Origin of the sequence: Rhodococcus spongiicola (assembly GCF_004011835.1) — a bacterium.
GTDB lineage: Bacteria > Actinomycetota > Actinomycetes > Mycobacteriales > Mycobacteriaceae > Prescottella > Prescottella spongiicola.
On record NZ_RKLN01000007.1, the window covers coordinates 199,593 to 219,976 of the forward strand.

The 20,384-nt window shown below is 65.6% G+C and carries 20 protein-coding genes; 11 read left to right on the plus strand and 9 right to left on the minus strand.

What is annotated here, in order from left to right; translation table 11 throughout:
- Window positions 1–33: 33 nt before the first annotated feature.
- Both trxA and EF834_RS17605 read right to left on the minus strand, forming a co-directional pair.
- The gene (trxA, locus tag EF834_RS17600) at window positions 34–402 is read right to left on the minus strand and encodes a thioredoxin (protein WP_127948512.1); all 369 of its coding nucleotides are present in this window, start codon (window positions 400–402) and stop codon (window positions 34–36) included.
- A 128-nt stretch (window positions 403–530) separates the two neighbouring features.
- Window positions 531–1,058, minus strand: coding sequence for a 2'-5' RNA ligase family protein (locus EF834_RS17605; RefSeq protein WP_127948513.1), 528 nt, complete (start codon window positions 1,056–1,058; stop codon window positions 531–533).
- Between the two features lie 19 nt (window positions 1,059–1,077).
- On the opposite strand from EF834_RS17605, the gene EF834_RS17610 reads away from it, so the two are divergent.
- From EF834_RS17610 to EF834_RS17625, 4 genes are all read left to right on the plus strand, one after another.
- Window positions 1,078–2,175 carry an isocitrate/isopropylmalate dehydrogenase family protein gene (locus EF834_RS17610; protein ID WP_127948514.1) on the plus strand — a complete coding sequence of 366 codons (1,098 nt, stop codon included), beginning with the start codon at window positions 1,078–1,080 and terminating at the stop codon, window positions 2,173–2,175.
- Between the two features lie 132 nt (window positions 2,176–2,307).
- On the plus strand, window positions 2,308–3,234 hold the full coding sequence (locus EF834_RS17615) for an ABC transporter substrate-binding protein (protein ID WP_127948515.1): 927 nt from the start codon (window positions 2,308–2,310) through the stop codon (window positions 3,232–3,234).
- 21 nt (window positions 3,235–3,255) lie between these two features.
- Complete coding sequence (locus EF834_RS17620; protein ID WP_127948516.1) at window positions 3,256–4,224, plus strand: amino acid ABC transporter permease; 969 nt, start codon at window positions 3,256–3,258, stop codon at window positions 4,222–4,224.
- The gene (locus tag EF834_RS17625; protein ID WP_328590568.1) at window positions 4,221–4,982 is read left to right on the plus strand and encodes an amino acid ABC transporter ATP-binding protein; all 762 of its coding nucleotides are present in this window, start codon (window positions 4,221–4,223) and stop codon (window positions 4,980–4,982) included. The genes EF834_RS17620 and EF834_RS17625 overlap by 4 nt, the downstream gene beginning before the upstream one ends.
- Window positions 4,983–5,383: 401 nt before the next feature.
- Here the strand turns inward: EF834_RS17625 and EF834_RS17630 are convergent, their stop codons facing one another.
- Both EF834_RS17630 and EF834_RS17635 read right to left on the minus strand, forming a co-directional pair.
- A complete protein-coding gene (locus EF834_RS17630; protein ID WP_127948517.1) occupies window positions 5,384–5,620 on the minus strand; it encodes a hypothetical protein in 237 nt (78 codons plus the stop codon).
- 377 nt (window positions 5,621–5,997) lie between these two features.
- Entirely contained in the window at window positions 5,998–6,846 is an 849-nt protein-coding gene (locus tag EF834_RS17635) for a class I SAM-dependent methyltransferase (protein WP_127948518.1), read from the minus strand.
- A gap of 318 nt (window positions 6,847–7,164) precedes the next feature.
- Here EF834_RS17635 and rpsA point away from each other — a divergent pair, with 318 nt between their 5' ends.
- A complete protein-coding gene (gene rpsA, locus EF834_RS17640; RefSeq protein WP_127948519.1) occupies window positions 7,165–8,640 on the plus strand; it encodes a 30S ribosomal protein S1 in 1,476 nt (491 codons plus the stop codon).
- A gap of 142 nt (window positions 8,641–8,782) precedes the next feature.
- On the opposite strand, the gene EF834_RS18555 is transcribed toward rpsA, so the two are convergent.
- Window positions 8,783–8,995, minus strand: a complete 213-nt coding sequence (locus EF834_RS18555) for a hypothetical protein (protein ID WP_127948520.1) — start codon at window positions 8,993–8,995, stop codon at window positions 8,783–8,785.
- A 129-nt stretch (window positions 8,996–9,124) separates the two neighbouring features.
- Between EF834_RS18555 and coaE the strand changes: the two genes are divergently transcribed.
- Complete coding sequence (gene coaE / locus EF834_RS17650; RefSeq protein ID WP_206615324.1) at window positions 9,125–10,348, plus strand: dephospho-CoA kinase; 1,224 nt, start codon at window positions 9,125–9,127, stop codon at window positions 10,346–10,348.
- A 17-nt stretch (window positions 10,349–10,365) separates the two neighbouring features.
- On the opposite strand, the gene EF834_RS17655 is transcribed toward coaE, so the two are convergent.
- The gene (locus tag EF834_RS17655; protein WP_235871294.1) at window positions 10,366–10,872 is read right to left on the minus strand and encodes a DUF402 domain-containing protein; all 507 of its coding nucleotides are present in this window, start codon (window positions 10,870–10,872) and stop codon (window positions 10,366–10,368) included.
- 181 nt (window positions 10,873–11,053) lie between these two features.
- Between EF834_RS17655 and uvrB the strand changes: the two genes are divergently transcribed.
- Complete coding sequence (gene uvrB / locus EF834_RS17660; protein WP_127948523.1) at window positions 11,054–13,210, plus strand: excinuclease ABC subunit UvrB; 2,157 nt, start codon at window positions 11,054–11,056, stop codon at window positions 13,208–13,210.
- 43 nt (window positions 13,211–13,253) lie between these two features.
- On the opposite strand, the gene EF834_RS17665 is transcribed toward uvrB, so the two are convergent.
- Window positions 13,254–14,453, minus strand: a complete 1,200-nt coding sequence (locus EF834_RS17665; protein WP_127948524.1) for an RNA-guided endonuclease InsQ/TnpB family protein — start codon at window positions 14,451–14,453, stop codon at window positions 13,254–13,256.
- A gap of 24 nt (window positions 14,454–14,477) precedes the next feature.
- Here EF834_RS17665 and tnpA point away from each other — a divergent pair, with 24 nt between their 5' ends.
- The 3 genes from tnpA (at window position 14,478) to EF834_RS17680 (ending at window position 16,475) form a co-directional block, all read left to right on the plus strand.
- Window positions 14,478–14,894 (plus strand): IS200/IS605 family transposase, encoded by a 417-nt coding sequence (gene tnpA / locus EF834_RS17670; protein WP_127948525.1) that lies wholly within the window; start codon window positions 14,478–14,480, stop codon window positions 14,892–14,894.
- Between the two features lie 103 nt (window positions 14,895–14,997).
- On the plus strand, window positions 14,998–15,867 hold the full coding sequence (locus EF834_RS17675) for an SCO6745 family protein (protein WP_127948526.1): 870 nt from the start codon (window positions 14,998–15,000) through the stop codon (window positions 15,865–15,867).
- Window positions 15,868–16,022: 155 nt separating this feature from the next.
- Window positions 16,023–16,475: a universal stress protein gene (locus EF834_RS17680; protein ID WP_127948527.1), complete on the plus strand. Its 453-nt coding sequence runs from the start codon at window positions 16,023–16,025 to the stop codon at window positions 16,473–16,475.
- 38 nt (window positions 16,476–16,513) lie between these two features.
- Here EF834_RS17680 and EF834_RS17685 read toward each other — a convergent pair whose 3' ends face one another.
- Window positions 16,514–18,796: a HelD family protein gene (locus EF834_RS17685; protein ID WP_127948528.1), complete on the minus strand. Its 2,283-nt coding sequence runs from the start codon at window positions 18,794–18,796 to the stop codon at window positions 16,514–16,516.
- Between the two features lie 166 nt (window positions 18,797–18,962).
- On the opposite strand from EF834_RS17685, the gene EF834_RS17690 reads away from it, so the two are divergent.
- On the plus strand, window positions 18,963–19,595 hold the full coding sequence (locus tag EF834_RS17690) for a hypothetical protein (protein ID WP_127948529.1): 633 nt from the start codon (window positions 18,963–18,965) through the stop codon (window positions 19,593–19,595).
- Window positions 19,596–19,654: 59 nt separating this feature from the next.
- Here the strand turns inward: EF834_RS17690 and EF834_RS17695 are convergent, their stop codons facing one another.
- Complete coding sequence (locus EF834_RS17695; RefSeq protein WP_127948530.1) at window positions 19,655–20,347, minus strand: MBL fold metallo-hydrolase; 693 nt, start codon at window positions 20,345–20,347, stop codon at window positions 19,655–19,657.
- Between the last annotated feature and the right edge of the window lie 37 nt (window positions 20,348–20,384).

The window sequence follows — 20,384 nt, forward strand, 5'->3', positions numbered from 1 at the left end:
TGCCGCAGGGGGTGGTGCTACGTGAGCGGTTGCTCAGCTACCGGACGGCGCCTGAGCGATCTGCTTGCGAACCTCGTCCATGTCGAGGGCCTTGACCTGACCGATCAGGTCCTCCAGGGCGGCGGGCGGTAGCGCGCCGGCCTGGTTGAACACGAGAACACCCTCGCGGAACGCCATGATCGTCGGAATCGATCGGATGCCGGCACTGGCCGCGAGCTCCTGCTCGGCTTCGGTGTCGACCTTGCCGTGGACGACGTCGGTGTGCTTGCCCGAGGATGACTCGAACGTCGGGGCGAAGGAGCGACACGGGCCGCACCAGGATGCCCAGAAGTCGACAAGCACAATGTCGTGGTCTTCGATGGTCTGCTTGAAGTTCTGCTGGGTCAGGGTCTGGGTAGCCACAAGGGTCCTTTCTGTGCATCCGATCGGACGCGGTCGGCCGCGAGTCGGTCGGACGTCTGGTCGGTTGGCCATTGCAACGTTCCCATACGCGAATCTCTTCCCCAGGCCCGTCTCGGGAGGACTTCGGGTTACGGGCATCGGGTGATCCGCCACTCCCGCTTGGCGTCCGAATCCCAGCGTCGGACGCCATCGGAGGTGCCGACCACGTCGCGGTTGCCGGCGCGAGTCACCACCACCGCGGTGCCGAGATCGCTTGCCTGGATCCGCCGGGACAGCGTCACGTGGGGCGTCCACTCGCCCGGCATGATGTGCGGGGGAACACCCTCGCAATCCATCATCAGCTCGTAGACGATGCGCTGGAGCGTCAACAGCTCGGTGGTGGGTACGACCAGTCGGGCCAGGGTGAGGCGGCGGCCGCCGAACACGACTACGCCGCCCAAGCGGATCGGCAGCGGCCCGCACGGAAGCTCCCGTTCGAGCGCGTCCTCGACATCGGGCGGAATGTGACTGGCGACCCCGAGTGTGACGTGCGGCCGGTTGGACTCGGCCGTGATGCGATCCTGGCTGGGCAGGCGCGCCTTCGACAGCCGACGCCACTCGGCTCGTACGGTCGCGTCGACATCACTGTCGAGCAGCAACTCCACGGACTGGACCATCGTCAGCAATGATGGTCCGATGGGGAGCGCGAGTACAGGAAATTTGGAGAATCCACGGATCGGCCTGCTGCTTGGTGACGGGATCGGCCGCGAAATCGTGCCGGCTGCGCGGGACGTCGTCGATGCCGCGGTTGCGGCGGTGGGGTTGCCGGACGTCGAGTGGGTGCCGCTCCCCATCGGGTTCGAGGCGATCTCCACCTACGGCACTCCTACGCCCGAGCACACGCTTGTTGCACTCGCCGAACTCGATTCGTGGATCCTCGGCCCGCACGACAGCGCCGCGTATCCCGAGCCCTTCCAGATGCAGCTCACTCCGGGCGGAATGATCCGCAAGCGCTTCGACCTCTACGCGAACATCAGGCCGGCGCGCGCTCTGTCGGGGACGCAGGCCGTGTCACCACGAATGGATCTGGTCATCGTTCGGGAGAACACCGAGGGCTTCTATGCGGACCGCAACATGTTCGTCGGCAGCGGCGAATTCATGCCGACTCCGGACGTCGCCATGGCGGTGGGGGTCGTGACCCGGCAGGCGTGCGAACGCATCGCTCGTGCCGCGTTCGACCTCGCGCGCCGTCGACGCAAGCGGGTGACGGTTGTGCACAAGGCCAACGTGCTCTCGACGACCACCGGACTGTTCCGCGACGTGTGCCGTGAGGTCGGTCAGAACTATCCCGACATCGCTGTCGACGACGAGCACGTTGACGCCATGGCCGCGTACTTGGTCCGTCGCGGCGAGGACTACGACGTGATCGTCACCGAAAACATGTTCGGCGACATCCTCTCCGACCTCGCCGGCGAACTGTCCGGCTCGCTCGGAATGGCTGCATCCATCAACGCGTCAGAAACGAAGGCGATGGCTCAGGCCGCGCATGGGGCGGCGCCCGACATCTCCGGCCGTAATCGTGCCAACCCGACAGCGCTGATCATGTCGTCGGCGATGCTCCTCGAATGGCTCGGTGCGGCCCGCCAAGAGGCCGGGCTCGGTGCCGCGGCAGCGCGGATCCGCAGCGCGGTGGAACGGACGGTCGAAGCCGGCGTCGCCACTGCCGACCTTGGCGGGCTGGCGTCGACGGGTGAGTTCACCGAGTCGGTGATCGCCCGGGTGTTCCGGCGATGAACCCGTGTGAACGAACACCCAGCTGAATGAACACCCAGAAGGATGAAGGTGGACCGCTTGTCCAGCCCCTCAGCCGCCGAGCCAGTAGGGTTTCTTTCAGTCGGCCGTTCGGCGACGTAGGGAGCACGGGCGATGTCCGGACCAGGTGCAGGTATCCGACCTGATGCGCGCAGGAACTTCTTCCGCGCGGCTGTGGCGACGCTGCTGGCACTCATCGTTTTCAGTACCGCGGGGTGCGTCGTCAACAACGAGGGACTGGTGCCGGTGGTCACCGGCGTTGACGTCCACCGCGTCGACTCGATTGCCGATCAGCTTCCGCCGCAGATCGCCGCGTCCGGCCGACTCCTCGTCGGCACGAACCCTCCCTACGCACCCAACGAGTTCAAAGACGAGAGCGGGACGATAGTCGGTTTCGATGTCGACCTGATGACCGCTGCCGGTCAGGTTCTCGGGCTCACCGTCGAACTCCAGGAAGCCGACTTCGACAAGATCATCCCGGCGGTGCAGGCCGGGACGTTCAACGTGGGGGCGTCTTCGTTCACCGACACGCTCGAGCGGGAGAAGTCGGTGGACTTCGTCACCTACTACAGCGCTGGCGTGCAGTGGGCCCAGCGACCCGACGACGACATCGATCCCAACAACGCGTGCGGGCTGCGGGTGGGGGTCCAGACCACCACGATCGAGGACATCGAGGAAGTGCCGGCCAAGAGTGCCGCGTGCGTTGCCGCCGGCAAGCCCCCGATCGAGAAGATCAAGTACGACAGCCAGGATGAGGTCGCCAACGCACTGATCCTGGGTCGGATCGACGCGCTGTCCGCGGACTCTCCTGTGACCGCCTACGCGATCAGGCGCAGTGACGGCCGGATCGTGCCCGCCGGTGAGGTGTTCGACGCGGCGCCGTACGGCTGGGTGGTAGCGAAAGGTTCGCCGCTGGCTCCGGTGCTTCAGCAGGCGATGCAGTACCTGATCGACGGCGGCCAGTACCGGGCGATCGCCGAAGCGTGGGGTGTCGAGGCGGGGGTGATCGAGACTTCGGTCATCAACGGCGCCATGAGCTGATGTCGTGAGAGGCGGACAGCCATGTCACACAAAGAGAGCCGATCTTCAGGGGTTTCGACGGAACCTGAGCCGGAGCCGATCGAGGCCGTCCCACTGAGGCATCCTGGCCGGTGGATTGCCGCGGTGATCGTGCTCGTGTTGTTCGGGCTGTTCGTCTACGGGGCCGCAACAAACGAGGCGTTCCGCTGGGACATATACGGCCAGTACCTCTTCGACAGACGGATCACGGAAGCAGCATGGGTGACGATCCAGCTGACGGTGCTGTCCATGACGATTGCCGTCGTGCTCGGCATGGTGCTGGCGATCATGCGTATGTCACCGAATCCGGTGTTGCGCGCAGCAGCCTGGGTGTACCTGTGGGTGTTCCGCGGCACGCCGGTGTACGTCCAGTTGGTGTTCTGGGGACTGTTCACGGCGATCTACCAGACGCTGGACCTTGGGATACCGTTCGTGTACCAGTTCGCGCACATCGAGCTGCACGGTCTCCACGAGGCATTCTTGTTCGCGGTGATCGGTCTCGGTCTCAACGAGGCCGCCTACATGGCCGAGATCGTGCGGGCCGGCATCAGTTCAGTGAGCGAGGGGCAGATCGAGGCGTCGACGGCGCTGGGCATGTCGTGGGCGCAGACGATGCGTCGCACCGTCCTGCCGCAGGCCATGCGCGTGATCATTCCACCGACCGGCAACGAGCTGATCGGCCTGCTCAAGACCACGTCGCTGGTGTCGGCCGTCCCTTACACACTGGAGTTGTACGGCCGAGCGCGGGACATCTCCGGAGCGAACTTCCAGCCCATCCCGCTGTTGCTCGTCGCCGCCACCTGGTATCTGGCGATAACGAGCATTCTGATGATCGGCCAGCACTACCTCGAGCGGTACTACTCGAAGGGCGCCTCTCGAAAGCTCACCGCGCGGCAGTTGCAGGCCCTCGCGGACGCAGAGGGCCGGCCCGTCGTCATCTCGCCGGATACGGCGGGAGGAGAACGGCAATGACGCCGATGCTCCAGGCCGACCGGGTGTGCAAGAACTATGGTGCGCTGCAGGTGTTGCGGGGAGTCTCGCTCGAAATCGAGCGCGGCCAGGTGCTGTGCTTGGTGGGTCCTTCCGGATCCGGCAAGTCGACTTTCCTGCGCTGCATCAACCATCTCGAGCGGGTGAATGCCGGCAGGTTGTATGTCGACGGCAAGCTAGTCGGCTATGCAGAACATGGCGGCAAGCTCCACGAACTGACCCCCCGGGCGGCGGCCCGCCAGCGGCGCGAGATCGGAATGGTGTTCCAGCACTTCAATCTCTTTCCCCACCGCACCGCGCTGGAGAACATCATCGAAGCACCCATTCTCGTCAGGAAGATCCCGCGGGCGAAGGCCGTCGAGCGCGCGCGTGACCTCCTCGCCCGGGTGGGACTGGTCGACAAGGCCGATGCGTACCCGGCGCAGTTGTCCGGTGGGCAGCAGCAGCGGGTCGCCATCGCCCGTGCGCTCGCCATGGACCCGAAGCTCATGCTGTTCGACGAGCCCACCTCCGCGCTCGACCCCGAACTCGTCGGTGAGGTGCTGTCAGTGATGAAGCACCTCGCGCAGGAGGGCATGACGATGGTCGTCGTCACCCACGAGATCGGATTCGCGCGCGAGGTCGCCGATCAGTTGGTGTTCATGGATGCCGGTGTGGTCGTCGAGTCGGGGGAACCTCGGGAGTTGCTGGCCAATCCCCAACAGGATCGGACCAAGGCTTTCCTGTCCACGCTGCTCTGACCGGCTTTCTCGGCGGCTTCGCTGACGGCCTTCCCCAGGCCTCGCGGTTGTCGGCGCGTAGCTTCTGGCTCTCGCGGCGCAGACGCCGGACCTCACCGAGAGTCGGTGGCAGTTGACCACTGGACTTGTCGGCCCCGCCGTCGCTCTTGTCCGCCTCGGTGGCGGCCGGTGCGTCGGGGGTGGGCCTTCTTGCCGTTCGACTTGATGATCGAGCCGATCGGCTGCCCGTACTTCTTCGCGCCCGAAGCGGTTTGGACCTTTTGAATCCTCTTCTTAGGACGGGCGGCGGCTCCTTCGGCCAACAGAAAAAGCCCGTCGTAGCGGGTTCTTCTCGGGGGCTGAACAGCACTCGGCCCCTGGTTCCTGGCGGGGAAGCCAGGGGTAGGCAAGTGTGGGCGGGTCTACGGTTTGGGGTGTTCGGCGTGGAATGCGTCCCACGCCCGAGTCACCGCGTCGGCCCGGTTGTCGGTGCCGGGGTCGGTGTCCATGACCTCGATCAGCGTGCCCTCGATCTCGTCACTGATAGGGGTGGGACAGCAATAGTCGATGAGCTCGCCGTCCTCGGCGTGCGCGAGTGCAACTTCGAAGGTGCGCCGCCACTCCTCGTAGGTCGGTGGGGTATCTCGCCGCTTGTACACTCACTTCCTCCGCTCCCGGATTTGTTCGAGGACCTCGAGTGTAAGGCGCGGGAGGCCTCGCTGGCGTACATGCCGTTGATCTCGACGTCGAGTGTCGCCGGCCCTGCGATGAAGCTAGACCGCCCGTCACAGCTAGACCGCTCGTCGAGGAGCGTTCGATACTGCGGGTGAGGGTCGCGTGGAAGCGTTCGTCGGGATTGCCATGCCACGATTCGGCTAGGGAGCCAGTCGATTTCGGTCACTGATCCCGCTCCATGTGACGTGGGGATCGGTCAGGTATCTGGCGTCTAGCGGTTAGCTAATGCCAGGGAAGGAAGCAATTCCTCGCCGCTCCGCTCTAACTCCGTGTCGCTCTAGCGGAGAGCTGACCGGGGGTCTCAGGCGGGCTTGCGGGTGACGAAGATTGCGGTCCCCGGGAACAGCTGGCCGCGCAGCGGACTCCACTGGCCCCACTCCCGGTCGAGCCACTCGGGCCACTCCGGCTCGACTATGTCGCGCACTTCGAGGCCGGCTGCGACTGCCTCGCGGACGCGATCGCCCATCGTCCGGTGGTGTTCGACGTAAGTGGGAACGCCGTCGTCGTCGATCTCGACGTAAGGGGTGCGGTCGAAGTAGGGGAGTGTCGCCGTCAGGCCCTGTGGTCCGGGGTCGTCCGGGAAGATCCAGCGTATCGGATGGTTCACCGCGAACACCCACGACCCGCCCGGTCGCAGCACCCGTGCTACCTCTTGCATCACCTGTGCGGAATCCGCGACGAACGGAACCGCACCAAAAGCCGAACACGCCAGGTCGAAGCTTGCATCCGAGAAAGGCAACGCCTCCGCGCCGGCCTGGACGAGGGCGACTCTCGGTCCACCCCGTTCCATCGCTGCGACTCCCCGCTCGAGCATCCCCATCGAGATGTCGAGTCCGACGACGTCGGCGCCCTCGGCGGCGAGCCAGCGCGCGCACGGGGCCGACCCGCAGCCGACCTCGAGGACCCTCTTCCCGGCGACCTCGCCGAGCAGACGGACGTCGCCCTCGTGAAGGCCCTCCGGGCACCACACGAACTCGCCGTCCGTCGAGTCGACGCCGAGGAACTCGCCGTGGGTGCGGTGGTAGTCGTCGGCGTCGGCGTCCCACCAGGCCCGGCTAGCGCGCTCACTGGCCTCGGTTCCGATCCGTGTTCGGCTCACACCGCTGGTGCCCAGAGCGAAGATGGCGGCGGCGTGACGATCGTCGGACATGGTGGCCAAGAGTAGACCGAGGCTGGGTTTGCCCAGCTAGCCCGCGGTCACGTACCCTGTGGAACGCGAGTGTCTTCGATGCAGCTTCTAAATGCTGCGACCCGACACAGTTTCTCGACGCGGCTCCTCGTTGGCCGATGTACAGGCCGTGAGGATTGCGTGGGGTCTGTGGGTGGGGCGTGCGGGGGCTGCGGAACGGCCTCGTAGCGGGTCAGATGGCCAGACGACTGCGGAAACCACCGTGATCGGAGGTCCTTCGGCCCGCGCATCTGACAGAAGACCAACCCGACTTTCAACCTGTCCGGAGCAACCCAACACATGCCCTCCAACACCGTGACCTCGCCGCAGGTAGCCGTCAACGACATCGGCTCCGCCGAGGACTTCCTCGCCGCCATCGACGCCACGATCAAGTACTTCAACGATGGCGACATCGTGGAAGGCACGATCGTCAAGGTCGATCGTGACGAGGTCCTTCTCGACATCGGTTACAAGACCGAAGGCGTCATTCCTTCCCGCGAGCTCTCCATCAAGCATGACATCGACCCCAACGAGGTCGTCTCCGTCGGCGACGAGGTCGAAGCCCTGGTCCTCACCAAGGAGGACAAAGAAGGCCGCCTGATCCTGTCGAAGAAGCGCGCACAGTACGAGCGTGCTTGGGGCACCATCGAGGAGCTCAAGGAGAAGGACGAGGCCGTCAAGGGCACCGTCATCGAGGTCGTCAAGGGCGGCCTCATCCTCGATATCGGCCTGCGTGGCTTCCTTCCTGCATCCCTCGTCGAGATGCGTCGCGTCCGCGACCTCCAGCCGTACGTCGGCAAGGAGATCGAGGCGAAGATCATCGAGCTCGACAAGAACCGCAACAACGTGGTCCTGTCGCGTCGTGCCTGGCTCGAGCAGACCCAGTCCGAGGTCCGCAGCGAGTTCCTACACCAGCTGCAGAAGGGCCAGGTCCGCAAGGGCGTCGTGTCCTCGATCGTCAACTTCGGTGCGTTCGTCGACCTCGGCGGGGTCGACGGTCTGGTGCACGTCTCGGAGCTGTCCTGGAAGCACATCGATCACCCGTCCGAGGTTGTCGAGGTCGGCACCGAGGTCACCGTCGAGGTGCTCGACGTCGATCTGGACCGCGAGCGTGTCTCCCTGTCGCTGAAGGCGACCCAGGAGGACCCGTGGCGTCAGTTCGCCCGCACCCACGCCATCGGCCAGATCGTGCCGGGCAAGGTCACCAAGCTGGTTCCGTTCGGTGCGTTCGTTCGCGTCGAGGAGGGCATCGAGGGCCTGGTGCACATCTCCGAGTTGGCCGAGCGCCACGTCGAGGTTCCGGATCAGGTTGTGGCCGTCGGCGACGACGCGCTCGTCAAGGTCATCGACATCGATCTCGAGCGTCGTCGTATCTCGCTGTCGCTGAAGCAGGCGAACGAGGACTACAACGCCGAGTTCGATCCGTCGAAGTACGGCATGGCCGACTCGTACGACGAGCAGGGCAACTACATCTTCCCCGAGGGCTTCGATCCCGAGACCAACGAATGGCTCGAGGGCTTCGAGAAGCAGCGTGAGGAGTGGGAGTCCCGCTACGCGGAGGCCGAGCGGCGCCACAAGATGCACACTGCCCAGATGGAGAAGATGGCCGCGGACGAGGCGGCCGAGGCGGCTGCCGGTGCGTCCGGCGGCGGCAACTACTCCTCGGAGTCGGGCGCGGACGAGGCCGCGGCCGCGGCTGCCGAGTCCGCAGGTGGCTCGCTGGCGAGCGATGCCCAGCTTGCGGCACTGCGCGAGAAGCTGTCGGGCAACGCCTGACGCTTGATCACCGAAAGACCTCGGTCCTGCTCGCAGGGCCGGGGTCTTCGGCGTTCGTGGCCAACTGATGGCAGCCACCTGACGACAGTGGCCCCGCTCCCGTGCGGGGAGCGGGGCCACTGTGCATGTCGTACACGGTCGGTCAGTTCGCCACGGCCGGCACCCATCGGGTAGGCATGGTCGCCGTACGCTTCCGGACAGCGGCAAAGCTGTGGCGGGCGGGAGTCAGAACACGGTGGAACCAACTGCGCCGATGCTCTGCGAGTGCAGCCGCAACCTCTGGGATGAGGATCGCGTGAACGCCGTTTTCCATGCCGAGACGGTGCCGACCGGGACGGGTGGAAGTACTGCGCATCTGCGGGTTCTACTCGTATCTCGAATCGGCTGGTCGGACGGTCGAGGAAAGGTTATCCGACCAGGTCGTCGCACCGCCACATTTGATCCACTGATGATCTTCGGTTTGATTGGTGCGACACTGGTCGGCGTGTTGAGAGTGGGCCTCACGGGAGGTATCGGAGCCGGCAAGTCGACCGTATCGAAAGTCCTCGCGGACCTCGGAGCGGTCATCGTGGACGCCGACATCATCGCGCGGGAGGTCGTCGAACCGGGCACACCCGGTCTCGCGGCGCTCGTCGAGGCGTTCGGTGCCGACATCCTGCACTCGGACGGTTCGCTGAACCGGCCGGCCCTGGCGGAGCGGGCTTTCGGAAGCGACGAGTCGAGGCTGCGGCTGAACTCGATCCTGCACCCGCGGATCGGTCAACGGACCGCGGAGATCGTGAACGGTGCCCCTGCGGACGGCATAGTCGTCCAGGACATCCCGCTTCTCGTCGAGGGGCGAATGGGCCCGGCATTCAACCTCGTGATCGTCGTGCACGTCGATACGGAGGAGCGGGTGCGCCGCCTGGTCGAGTTGCGTGGGATGACGGAGGCGGATGCTCGGGCGCGGATTGCGGCCCAGGCCACCGACGATCAACGGCGGGCCGCCGCCGACGTCTGGCTCGACAACAGTGGAACTGTCGAGCAGATCGAAGAGCAGGTGCGGTCGCTGTTCACCGGCCGGCTCGTGCCGTTCGAACGCAACCTGCGCAGCCACACCGTCGTGACCGTGCCGCCGGTCCTCTGTGGACCCGACCCGGAGTGGGAGATGCAGGGCGAGCGGCTGGTCGAGCGCCTTCGTGCGGTGTGCGGAGAGCGCATCGTCCGCGTCGACCACGTCGGCTCCACCGCGGTGCCGGGAATGGATGCGCGAGATCTGATCGATATCCAGATCACCGTCCCGGACCTGGCCGCGGCCGACGCCCTGAGCGAACCTCTGGCGGCGGCCGGCTTCCCGGCGCTGGCGGAGGTGACCCGTGACGAGCCGATCCCGACCTACGGGGTCGGCGGCGAGGCAGACCCGGCACTGTGGGACAAGCGGACGCACGGCGGGGCGGACCCCGGACGACCCGTGCGGATCGACCTGCGGGTCGATCGCTGGCCCGGCCAGCGGTTCGCGCTGTTGCTGCGCGACTGGCTGCGCGCCGACGCCCAGGCACGCACCGAATTCCTCGAGTTGAAGCGAGGCGCGGCGGCCAAAGCCGCAGTTGACGCGCGCGAGGGCGATCCCACGGTCACGTATGCGGACGTCCTTGCCCCGTGGTTCGACCTCGGGTACCGGCGGGCATGGGCGTGGGCTGAGTCCACCGGGTGGGCGCCCGAGCGGTAGTCCTCAGCGGACTACACTCAGCGCCAACTGACGGGCATTCCCTTCGACGCGAGCCAGGCTTCCACGTCGTGGCCGTGGCGGGCGATCCCGTCCACGGCCGCCATTGCGCGCTGGACTGCCCGGTTGGCAGTCTGCGGCGAGATGTAGCCGTGTGCAGCTGCCGAGATCAGTTCGTCTACGTCGAGTAGTTCCGTATCCCGGCCCGTCCGAACGACGAGGTCGAGGTAGTGGTCCTCGGCTTTCCACACGTCCGAGCCCCGTGTGAAGTCGCCGATGTCGATGTAGTGGTCCTGATCGCGGTCGTGATACGGGTGGAAGTGGAAGATCGAGGCGCGGATACCGAGGTCCGGTATCAGCCAGGATTCCAGATAGTGGAATCGCATGTGGTCGGCCGTCCGGGCCATGTACAGCCCCCATGGTTCCAGCCGGTAGTGCTCGACAGGACGGACGAACCCCTTGGGGTCGGTGTTGGTGCGCTCGGTGACGTTGAAGTACTCGACCTTGGGTCGATGTGCCGGAACCATGTCGAGCGTCGGCACGTAGATAGGTGCCGGGGGTTGGGGCAGGGAGGCTTCGGCGGTACCGGGTTCGACGTTCTCCATATAGTAAGAAAGTACCGTCAAACGGTTGGTCGGTCATCGGGCGGCGACCCGGCCGCCGACAGCGTTATGAGAACTTGTCAGAAGGGGCGCATACCCTGGTCTCATGGCGTTCGCATCCGAGCACCCCGTGGTAGCACACTCCGAGTTCCGGCCGGTCAGCGAGATCGAACGTTCCGACGGCCGTTTCGAGGTCGTCAGCGAGTATCAGCCCGCGGGCGATCAGCCGGAGGCCATCGAAGAACTCCAGCGCCGACTCGGCACGGGGGAGAAGGACGTCGTCCTTCTCGGCGCCACCGGCACCGGCAAGTCCGCGACCACGGCGTGGCTCATCGAACAGGTGCAACGTCCGACACTCGTGATGGCCCCGAACAAGACGCTGGCAGCGCAGCTCGCCAACGAACTACGGGAGATGCTGCCCAACAACGCCGTCGAGTACTTCGTCTCGTACTACGACTACTACCAACCCGAGGCCTACATCGCTCAGACGGACACCTACATCGAGAAGGATTCGTCGATCAACGACGACGTCGAGCGGTTGCGTCACTCTGCCACCTCGAGCCTGCTCTCGCGGCGTGACGTCGTCGTCGTGGCGTCGGTGTCGTGCATCTACGGCCTCGGTACACCGCAGTCGTATCTGGACCGATCGATTCAGCTCGAGGTGGGTGTGGAGGTCGACCGGGACGCGCTGCTGCGGCTCCTCGTCGACGTGCAATACACCCGCAACGACATGGCGTTCACGCGCGGTTCGTTCCGGGTACGAGGCGACACCGTCGAGATCATCCCGTCGTACGAGGAACTCGCGGTCCGTATCGAGTTCTTCGGCGATGAGGTCGAGGCGCTCTACTATCTGCACCCACTGACCGGTGACGTGGTGCGCCAAGTCGACACGGTACGCATCTTCCCTGCGACCCACTACGTCGCCGGTCCGGAACGGATGGAGCGCGCGGTTCAGGACATCGAGGCCGAACTCGCCGAGCGGCTCGAGGATCTCGAGAACCGGGGCAAGCTACTCGAGGCGCAACGGCTGCGCATGCGGACGCAGTACGACCTCGAGATGATCAAGCAGGTCGGCTTCTGCTCGGGCATCGAGAACTACTCGCGGCACATCGACGGCCGCCCGGCCGGATCCGCGCCGGCGACGCTCATCGATTACTTCCCCGAGGATTTCCTTCTGGTCATCGACGAGTCCCACGTGACGGTCCCGCAGATCGGCGCGATGTACGAGGGCGACATGTCCCGCAAGCGGAACCTGGTCGAGTTCGGGTTCCGCCTCCCGTCGGCCACCGACAACCGGCCACTCACCTGGGAGGAGTTCGCCGGCCGGATCGGGCAGACCGTCTACCTCTCGGCAACGCCCGGAGCGTACGAGCTGGGACGGACCGGCGGGGAGTTCGTCGAGCAGGTCATCCGCCCGACCGGACTTGTCGACCCCGAGGTGGTCGTCAAACCGACCAAGGGGCAGATCGACGATCTCGTCCACGAGATCCGTGAACGCTCCGAGCGCGACGAGCGCGTCCTCGTCACGACACTTACCAAGAAGATGGCAGAGGACCTGACCGACTACCTGCTCGAGCTCGGCATCCGCGTGCGCTACCTGCACTCCGATATCGACACGCTGCGCCGCGTGGAGTTGCTGCGGCAATTGCGGTTGGGCGAGTACGACGTTCTGGTCGGCATCAACCTGTTGCGGGAGGGCCTGGATCTGCCGGAGGTGTCACTGGTCGCGATCCTCGACGCCGACAAGGAGGGCTTCCTGCGCAGCACCACCAGCCTGATCCAGACCATCGGCCGCGCGGCGCGCAACGTCTCCGGCCAGGTTCACATGTACGCAGACAAGATCACCGACTCCATGCAGCAGGCGATCGAGGAGACCGAACGCCGTCGCGAGAAGCAGATCGCGTACAACCTCGAGAAGGGGGTCGATCCGCGACCGCTCCGGAAGAAGATCGCCGACATCCTCGACCAGGTGTACGAGGAGGCCGAGGACACCGAGGTCGAGGTCGGCGGTTCGGGCCGCAACGCCAGCCGTGGTCGCCGCGCCCAGGGTGAGGCGGGGCGCGCGGTCAGCGCGGGCGTCTACGAGGGCCGCGACGTCAAGGCGATGCCGCGGGCCGAACTGGCCGACCTGATCAAGGAACTGACCGACCAGATGATGAACGCGGCGCGCGATCTTCAGTTCGAACTGGCGGGCCGGCTGCGTGATGAAATCGCTGACCTGAAGAAGGAACTGCGCGGGATGGACGCGGCGGGCCTGAATTGACGTCCTCCCCGGCCTGAAGGCGGGGGATTCCCTACCGTGCCCCTCACGCGGCACCTCGGCGGGTTCCTGCTTCACTGCTGACCGCTTCGGTGGACCGAAGTCTTCCGTCTGCTCCACAGGCGTTTAGCCTCTCCGCGCGTCCCGCGGCGAGTATGTTCTTGGCTGCGTTGATGTCCCGGTCGTGGACGGCTCCGCACGGGCAGATCCACTTCCGAACGTGCAGCGGCTTCTTCGCCCCGGCCGCCCCGCACCCCGAACACAAGCGGGTAGACGGGAACCAGCGGCCGATCTTGACGAACGTCCGCCCGTGCCGCTGCGCCTTGTACTCGAGCATCGCCGTGAAGCTCGACCACCCGGAATCGTGAATCGACTTCGCCAGCCGGGTACGAGCGAGGCCGTTCACGGACAAGTCCTCGGCGTACACCGCTTGGTTTTCGCGGATGATCCGTGTCGAGAGCTTGTGGTGGAAGTCTCTGCGCCTGTCGGCCACCCGGGCGTGCGCGCGGGCCACCTCGAGGCGTGCCTTCTCCCGGTTCCTCGAGCCCTTCTGCTTCCGAGACAGGGCTCGTTGCGCCTTCTTCAAACGGCGTTCGGCCTGCCGGAAGTACTTCGGACTTGCGATCACCTTGCCGTCACTCGACACCGCGAACGAGGTGAGTCCGAGGTCGATGCCCACCTCGGTGTCGACCTGGGGCAGGGTCTCGTCGTCTCCGGTCTGTACCACGAACGAGGCGAAGTACCGGCCGGAGGCATCCTTGACGATCGTGACCGAGGACGGTTCCGAGGGCAGATCACGGGACCAACGGACCGCCACGTCCCCGATCCTCGGAAGACGCAGGCTCCCATCCTCGAGTACCTTGAACCGAGCGTTCTTGGTGAACCGGATCGCCTGCCGGTTGTCCCTGCGGGACCGAAACCGCGGCCGGGAGACCTTCGGCCCCTTCCGCTTCCCGGAGATCGAGGAGAAGAAGTTCCGGTAGGCGGTGTTCAGGTCCGCGAGAGCCTGCTGCAGGACGACCGCGGAGACCTCACCCAGCCAGGCACGCTCCTCGGTTTTCTTCGCGTCGGTGATGAGCTGCTTGGACAGCTCCTCGTCCTTCGGATACGGCAGCTGCTGCTCGAACGCCGACAACCGGACCGCGAGGGCGTCGTTGAAGACCACCCGCGCACACCCGAACGCCCGGACCAGCGCCTGGCGCTGGCCCGGGGTCGGGTAGACCCGGTAGTTGTATCGAAGCTGCACCAGAACAGACTAACCTGTCGGTTTATGGGAGAGCTCGATTCGATACGAACTGGAAGACAGTCCGTTTTGCTTCTCCATGCCCACTTGGTTTTCGTCACCAAATATCGGCACCCGGTCTTCTCGGACGTCCACCTGCGACGAATGGAAGAGGTCGTGCAGAACGTGTGCGAGGACTTCGAGTGCGAACTGGTCGAGTTCAACGGCGAGTCGAACCACGTGCACCTGTTGGTGAACTTCCCGCCCAAGGTCGCCCTGTCCAAACTGGTGGACAGCCTCAAGAGCGTCTCGCCTCGACGGATGCGGCGGGAGTTCCCCGAGCGGGTCGAGCACTACTGGCGGGCGCATCGGCTTTGGGTCGGTTCCTACTTCGCCGGTTCGGTAGGTGGCGCACCGATCTCCGTGCTCCGCCAGTACATCGAAGCGCAGGACCGTCCTGTCTAGGGCACGCTCGGGCAGGAGAGCCCTCCCGCGTGTGCCTTAACCACCACCCTGAAGGATGGAGCACTGGCGCACACCACGGTAGCGCCCGCTAACGTCTTCGAGCATGGATGCACGTCTGGCCGGTCGCACCGCCCGCTCTCTCGAACTGCTGCACTCGCTCTGCTACTTTGCGCCTGAGGTCGAGTCCGAGCTGGTCGGTGTCGGGCTGGAACCGCGAAGGATGACCTACTTCGCTGGTCGCGCTGCCCCGATGGGTGCGGTCGGAGGTGGTGTCGTTGCCGCTGCGTTCTACAACTTCAACCCGGAGTTGATCGCGGGGTTGATCCCGCGAGCCTGGAAGCTCGCCGACCCCGTCGAGATCACCCGGGCGAGGTACCGCGGCGTCGATGCCGCGTACCGCCAACTGTTCGGTGACGGCGTGTCCTCAACTGCCATGGCCGAAGCCGCGCAGCTGGCGGCGATCGCGGCACAGGCCATTCCCGGTGTCGACGGGCGCGCCTTGTACGCGGGGTACGCCGGCCTCGATTGGCCCGAGGAACCGCATCTCGTGCTGTGGCATTCGCTGACCCTCCTGCGGGAGTACCGCGGCGACGGTCACATCGCGGCTCTCCAGACCGCCGGGCTCAACGGGATCGAGGCATTGATCACACACACCGCGACTGGAATCGGCTTCGAGAAGGATTTCGCCCAGCGGCGACGCGGCTGGGACCAATCGGAATGGGACGCCGCCGCGGCCGGTCTTCGTGATCGCGAACTCCTCGACGAGCACGGCGACCTGACTGACGATGGATGCGAATTACGTGAGGTGGTAGAGGATCTCACCGATGAACTGGCTGCGGCGCCCTGGGTCGAGCTGGGGGAGGACGGTGCGGCACGACTCGTCGAAGTCTCGGAACCGTGGCGAAGGGCCGTGCGTGAGTCTGGTTTGTTCCCGCGCTCACTGTTCGGCCCGCGGTACGGTGAAGCACGCTGATGCTCGACTCCAGCGGTGTCGCCCGTGGTGAAATGGTTGTGCCGCAATTCCACCGGGCTGTGCTCTGAGGCTAATGTCAGCGCAGCGAGGTGTCGTCACGGTCGAACAGGGCACCAAAGCCGTTGTTCGCGATCAACGCACACATGGAGGGATCAATGAGCGCCTACGGGACCGTCGTCGTCGGAACTGATGGATCGGACTCTTCGTATCGAGCGGTGGACAAGGCGGCGGCACTTGCCAACGACGCCGAGGCCAAGCTCGTGATCGCGTGTGCGTACTACCCTGCCGATCCCAAGGACACCCAACCCGCCCAGGACGTGCTCGGCGAGGACGCCTACCAGGTGAGCGGATCGACCCCCACGTACGAGATCCTGCGGACGGCACGCGAGCGAGCTCTGGCTGCCGGTGCCAAGAACGTCGTCGAACGCGCGATCGTCGGCGAGCCCGTCGACTCGCTGCTCGCCCTTGTCGACGAGGTCGACGCAGATCTTCTCGTAGTCGGCAACCGCGGTCTGAGCACGCTGAGCGGACGCTTACTCGGTTCCGTGCCGTCGGATGCAGCGCGCAAGTCGACCTCCGACGTCCTGATCGTGCACACCGTGCCCTGATTTCAAGTTCGCGCCTGATTTCAAGTTCGCGCCTGATTTCAGGTTCTCGACGGAACCACGGACGCGTCGAGCGAGGAGAGGACGGTCGGTAGCGGTCGGGCGTGCACGATTCCGAGCCGTTGGGTCGCGCGGGTCAGCGCCACGTACAGATCGTTGATACCGCGCGGCGAGCCATCGAGCACATCCTGCGGCTCGACGATGATCACCGAATCGAACTCGAGCCCCTTGGCGTCCTTGACGGTCAGAACACTTACCGTGTCCGAACGCAGGTCTGCTAGGCGCTCGACCTGGTCGTGCCCCGCGAGAACGGCTGTCAGCCCGGGACCGGTCTCCTCCGCGACCCGGCTCCGGACCACATCGAGGAGGTCCGACGTGTCCACAAACTGTGCCCACGGGGCAAACCCGGATTCGCGAACCGATTGGGGCACGGTCTGATCGGGGTCAATCTCCTCGAGCACCCGGCGCGCAAGGTCCATGATCTCCGACGGTGTCCGGTAGTTCACAGTCAGTTCGGTCAGCTTCCAGCGCTGAGCCACATAGGGCCCGAGCGCGTCCTGCCACGACGAGCTGCCCGCCGGATCACCGGTCTGGGCGGTGTCGCCGACCAGCGTCATCCACCGATTCGGGATGCGCCGCATGAGCATTCGCCACGCCATCTGCGACAGCTCCTGTGCCTCGTCGACGATGACATGACCGTAGGTCCACGAGCGGTCTGCGGCCGCCCGCTCGGCGGTCGTGTACTGGTGGCCGTGGTCCTGGCGCTCGGCGAGCTGGCTGGCATCGATCAGGTCATACGCCATGAGGATCTCGGGATCGAGTTCATCCTCGAGATCCTGCGGAGCCGAACCGGTGAGAATGTCGAGCGCGCCCTGTGCTTCGGCGATCTGGGCCCGCCAGCGACGCTGCGCGCGTTCGCGTTCTGCGGCGTCGTCGACTCCAAGCAACTCGGCCAGCTCGTCGAGCAACGGTGCGTCGGCCGCACTGAATCCGAACCCCGCGCGCAGCAACGTCGTTCGCTCGTCCTCACTGAGATCAGGCGCAGCCGACGCGAGTCGTTCGGGGGAGGCGAGCAGGTCGGTGAGCACCTGCTGGGGTGTCAGGTCGGGCCACAGCGCGTCGAGCGCCTCCATGATCGCCGCGTCCTCACGCATCTCGTCGCGGATGTCGGCGATGTCGCCGCGGCTGAGCAGATTCCCGTCGTCGACGATGTTGGCGCCGAGTGTCGAGGCGAACTGCTCTGCCAGTGCCTCGATCGCGGCGGCGACGAAGATCGGGCGCGCCAGGTTGTGCGGACGCCGGGATGATCGGGCGCGCCCCCGCGCGCGGGTGACGATCTTCCGGTCGAGCGTGATCGGATAGGTGTCGAACCGAAGCTCGAGTGGTTTGCTCGGTACCTCCTGCCGATCCCGGACGGCCTTCTTCAGGACATCGATCATCGAGAGTGATCCCTTGAGTTCGCTCGCCTCGAGTGAGTCCTCCCGAGTGGCCCGCACCCCGGGGTAGAGATCGCCGATGGTGGACAGGAGTACTCCGGTCTCTCCGAGCGACGGAAGGACCTGGCCGATGTAGTCGAGGAAGGTCTCGCTGGGACCGATGATGAGCACGCCGGACTTCTCCAACTGCTGGCGATACGTGTACAGCAGGTAGGCCGCGCGGTGCAGCGCAACCGCCGTCTTCCCGGTGCCCGGTCCACCCTGCACGACGAGGACACTCTTGTGGTTCGAGCGGATGATCGTGTCCTGCTCGCTTTGAATCGTTTCGACGATGTCCCGCATGTGACCCGTGCGCGCGGCCTCGAGCGCAGCCAACAACGCACTCTCGCCCGCGACGCCGCCGGCCCCGGTGTCGCCGCCGTGCGCCTCGGCCGCGGCCAGGTCCAGGTACTCGTCGTTGAGTGCGGTGACCTGCCGGCTGCGGGTGCGGATGTGCCGACGGCGGGTCACACCGTCGGGCGCGGCCGGGGTAGCAAGGTAGAACGGTCGAGCGAGGGGTGCCCGCCAGTCGAGCAGCAGCGTCTCGTAGTCGTTCACCTCGTCGAGGATCCCGATCCGGCCGATGTAGCGCGGTTCGGTGCCGTCTTCGACGTCGATCCGTCCGAAGCACAGGCCGTTCTCGGCGGCGTCGTAGCGCGTGAGATCCTCGCTGTACATCCGGGTGAACGAGTCGCGTTCGCTCCGCGCCTGCGGCGTGCCGCCGGACTCGAGGAGAACCTGGCTGAGCCGCTGCTGCGCATACGAGCGCAGGTGATCGAGGCGCTCGTACAGCGCCGACACATATCTCTGCTCATGCTCGAGATCGGGGTGCACACGGGCGTCGGGCAAAAGGACTCCTCGGTTGGATGGGCCGGCAGAAAAGTGCCCGAGAAGTTTAGTGCCAAGTGCCGATATGTGCAGGGTGCCTGGTGAGGCGGTCGCCTGAATCCGGCGTCGCGGTCTCACAGCGACTGCACGAACGAGAGCGCAATGTGTGGTGCGATACTGGCGCGCGATGAAGAGCGGCAGGATCAACCGACGGGCGTGGATAGCACTTCTCACGCTCGGTCTCGTCCTCATGCTCGGTCTTGTCACTGCATGTTCCGCGGAGGAACCGGTCAACCCATACTCCGATGCCTCCGCGGCGGTCTTCTCGAGGAACGGCGATACCGGTCCACGGGACCTGCCCGAGGTACCTGAGCTCCCCACTTCGACGGTGCCGGGTGCGAGATTCACGCTCGACGGTCTGTGGTCCGGCACGGCGGTCACCGACGATCCAGCGGATCTGTCGTGTGGCTACGACACCAGGGACAAGAGGTGGACATACAGTGTCACGACTGAGGCGATGAAGCAGTTCTCCGGTGTCGACAACTATCCGACCGAGGACTTCTATGCCCTCCAGGTGGTCGTCTCCGATAATCCACAGTTCGAAGGCGAGGTCGAATGGACCGCGCAGGCTGTGGTGCTCTTCGCGGATTCGACAGGCACGTACGTCCGGATGGCGGCACCCGACCCCGACAGCATCGTCGCCTACGCCAACGAGGACAGATCCGCGGTCGCATTCTCGATGATCAATGCTGCGGAGGACGATCGAGGTAGGGGGTCGCCGACCACGGTGGTCGGCACCATCACGTGTCCGGCCCCGTGATTGCCGCTACAGTTCGACGGCCCGACGAGGCGTCGGCTCGGGGCTCGGCTTCGGTGCCGTCACCAGCCTCGCTCACGCCATTCGGCGAGGTGCGGACGCTCGGCACCGAGGGTGGAGTCCTTGCCGTGGCCGGGGTAGAAGGCGGTGTCGTCGGGGAAGCGGTCGAACAACTTGGCCTCGACGTCGTCCATCAGTGACGTGAAGTGCTCGGCATCGGGGGTCTTGCCGACGCCGCCGGGAAACAGCGAGTCGCCGGTGAACAGGTGGACACGTCCGTTCTCGTCCCGCTCCGTCAGTGCGAGTGTGATGCCACCGGGCGTGTGCCCACTCAGATGGATCACTTCGAGCACGAGATTGCCCACGGTCACCGTGTCCCCGCCCTCGAGGCTGCGCGCCGGCGAGACCGACAGGATCGCCGAGTCCAGCGGGTGCGCGGCGGTGGGTACGCCCGTCTTCTCGGCGACTTCGGCGAGTGCGAACCAATGGTCGTGGTGCTGGTGGGTCGTGACGATAAGTTCGAGCTGGGGGGCCTGTTCCTCGACGAGTTGCAGGATGCGGGCGGCGTCGTTCGCGGCGTCGACGAGCACCGACCTCCCCGTCTCGGAACACGTGATCAGGTACGTATTGTTGTCCATAGGGCCGACGGACATCTTGATGATCGTGGCGCCGGGAACGGTCCGCCGTTGCGCCGCGTCACTGTCGGAGAGGTCGCCGGTGTAGTCGTCGTCGATGGTGATGCGCTGCTGCTCCATGATCGGCAGGCTACCGTCGATTCGCGGTGCCGACGGT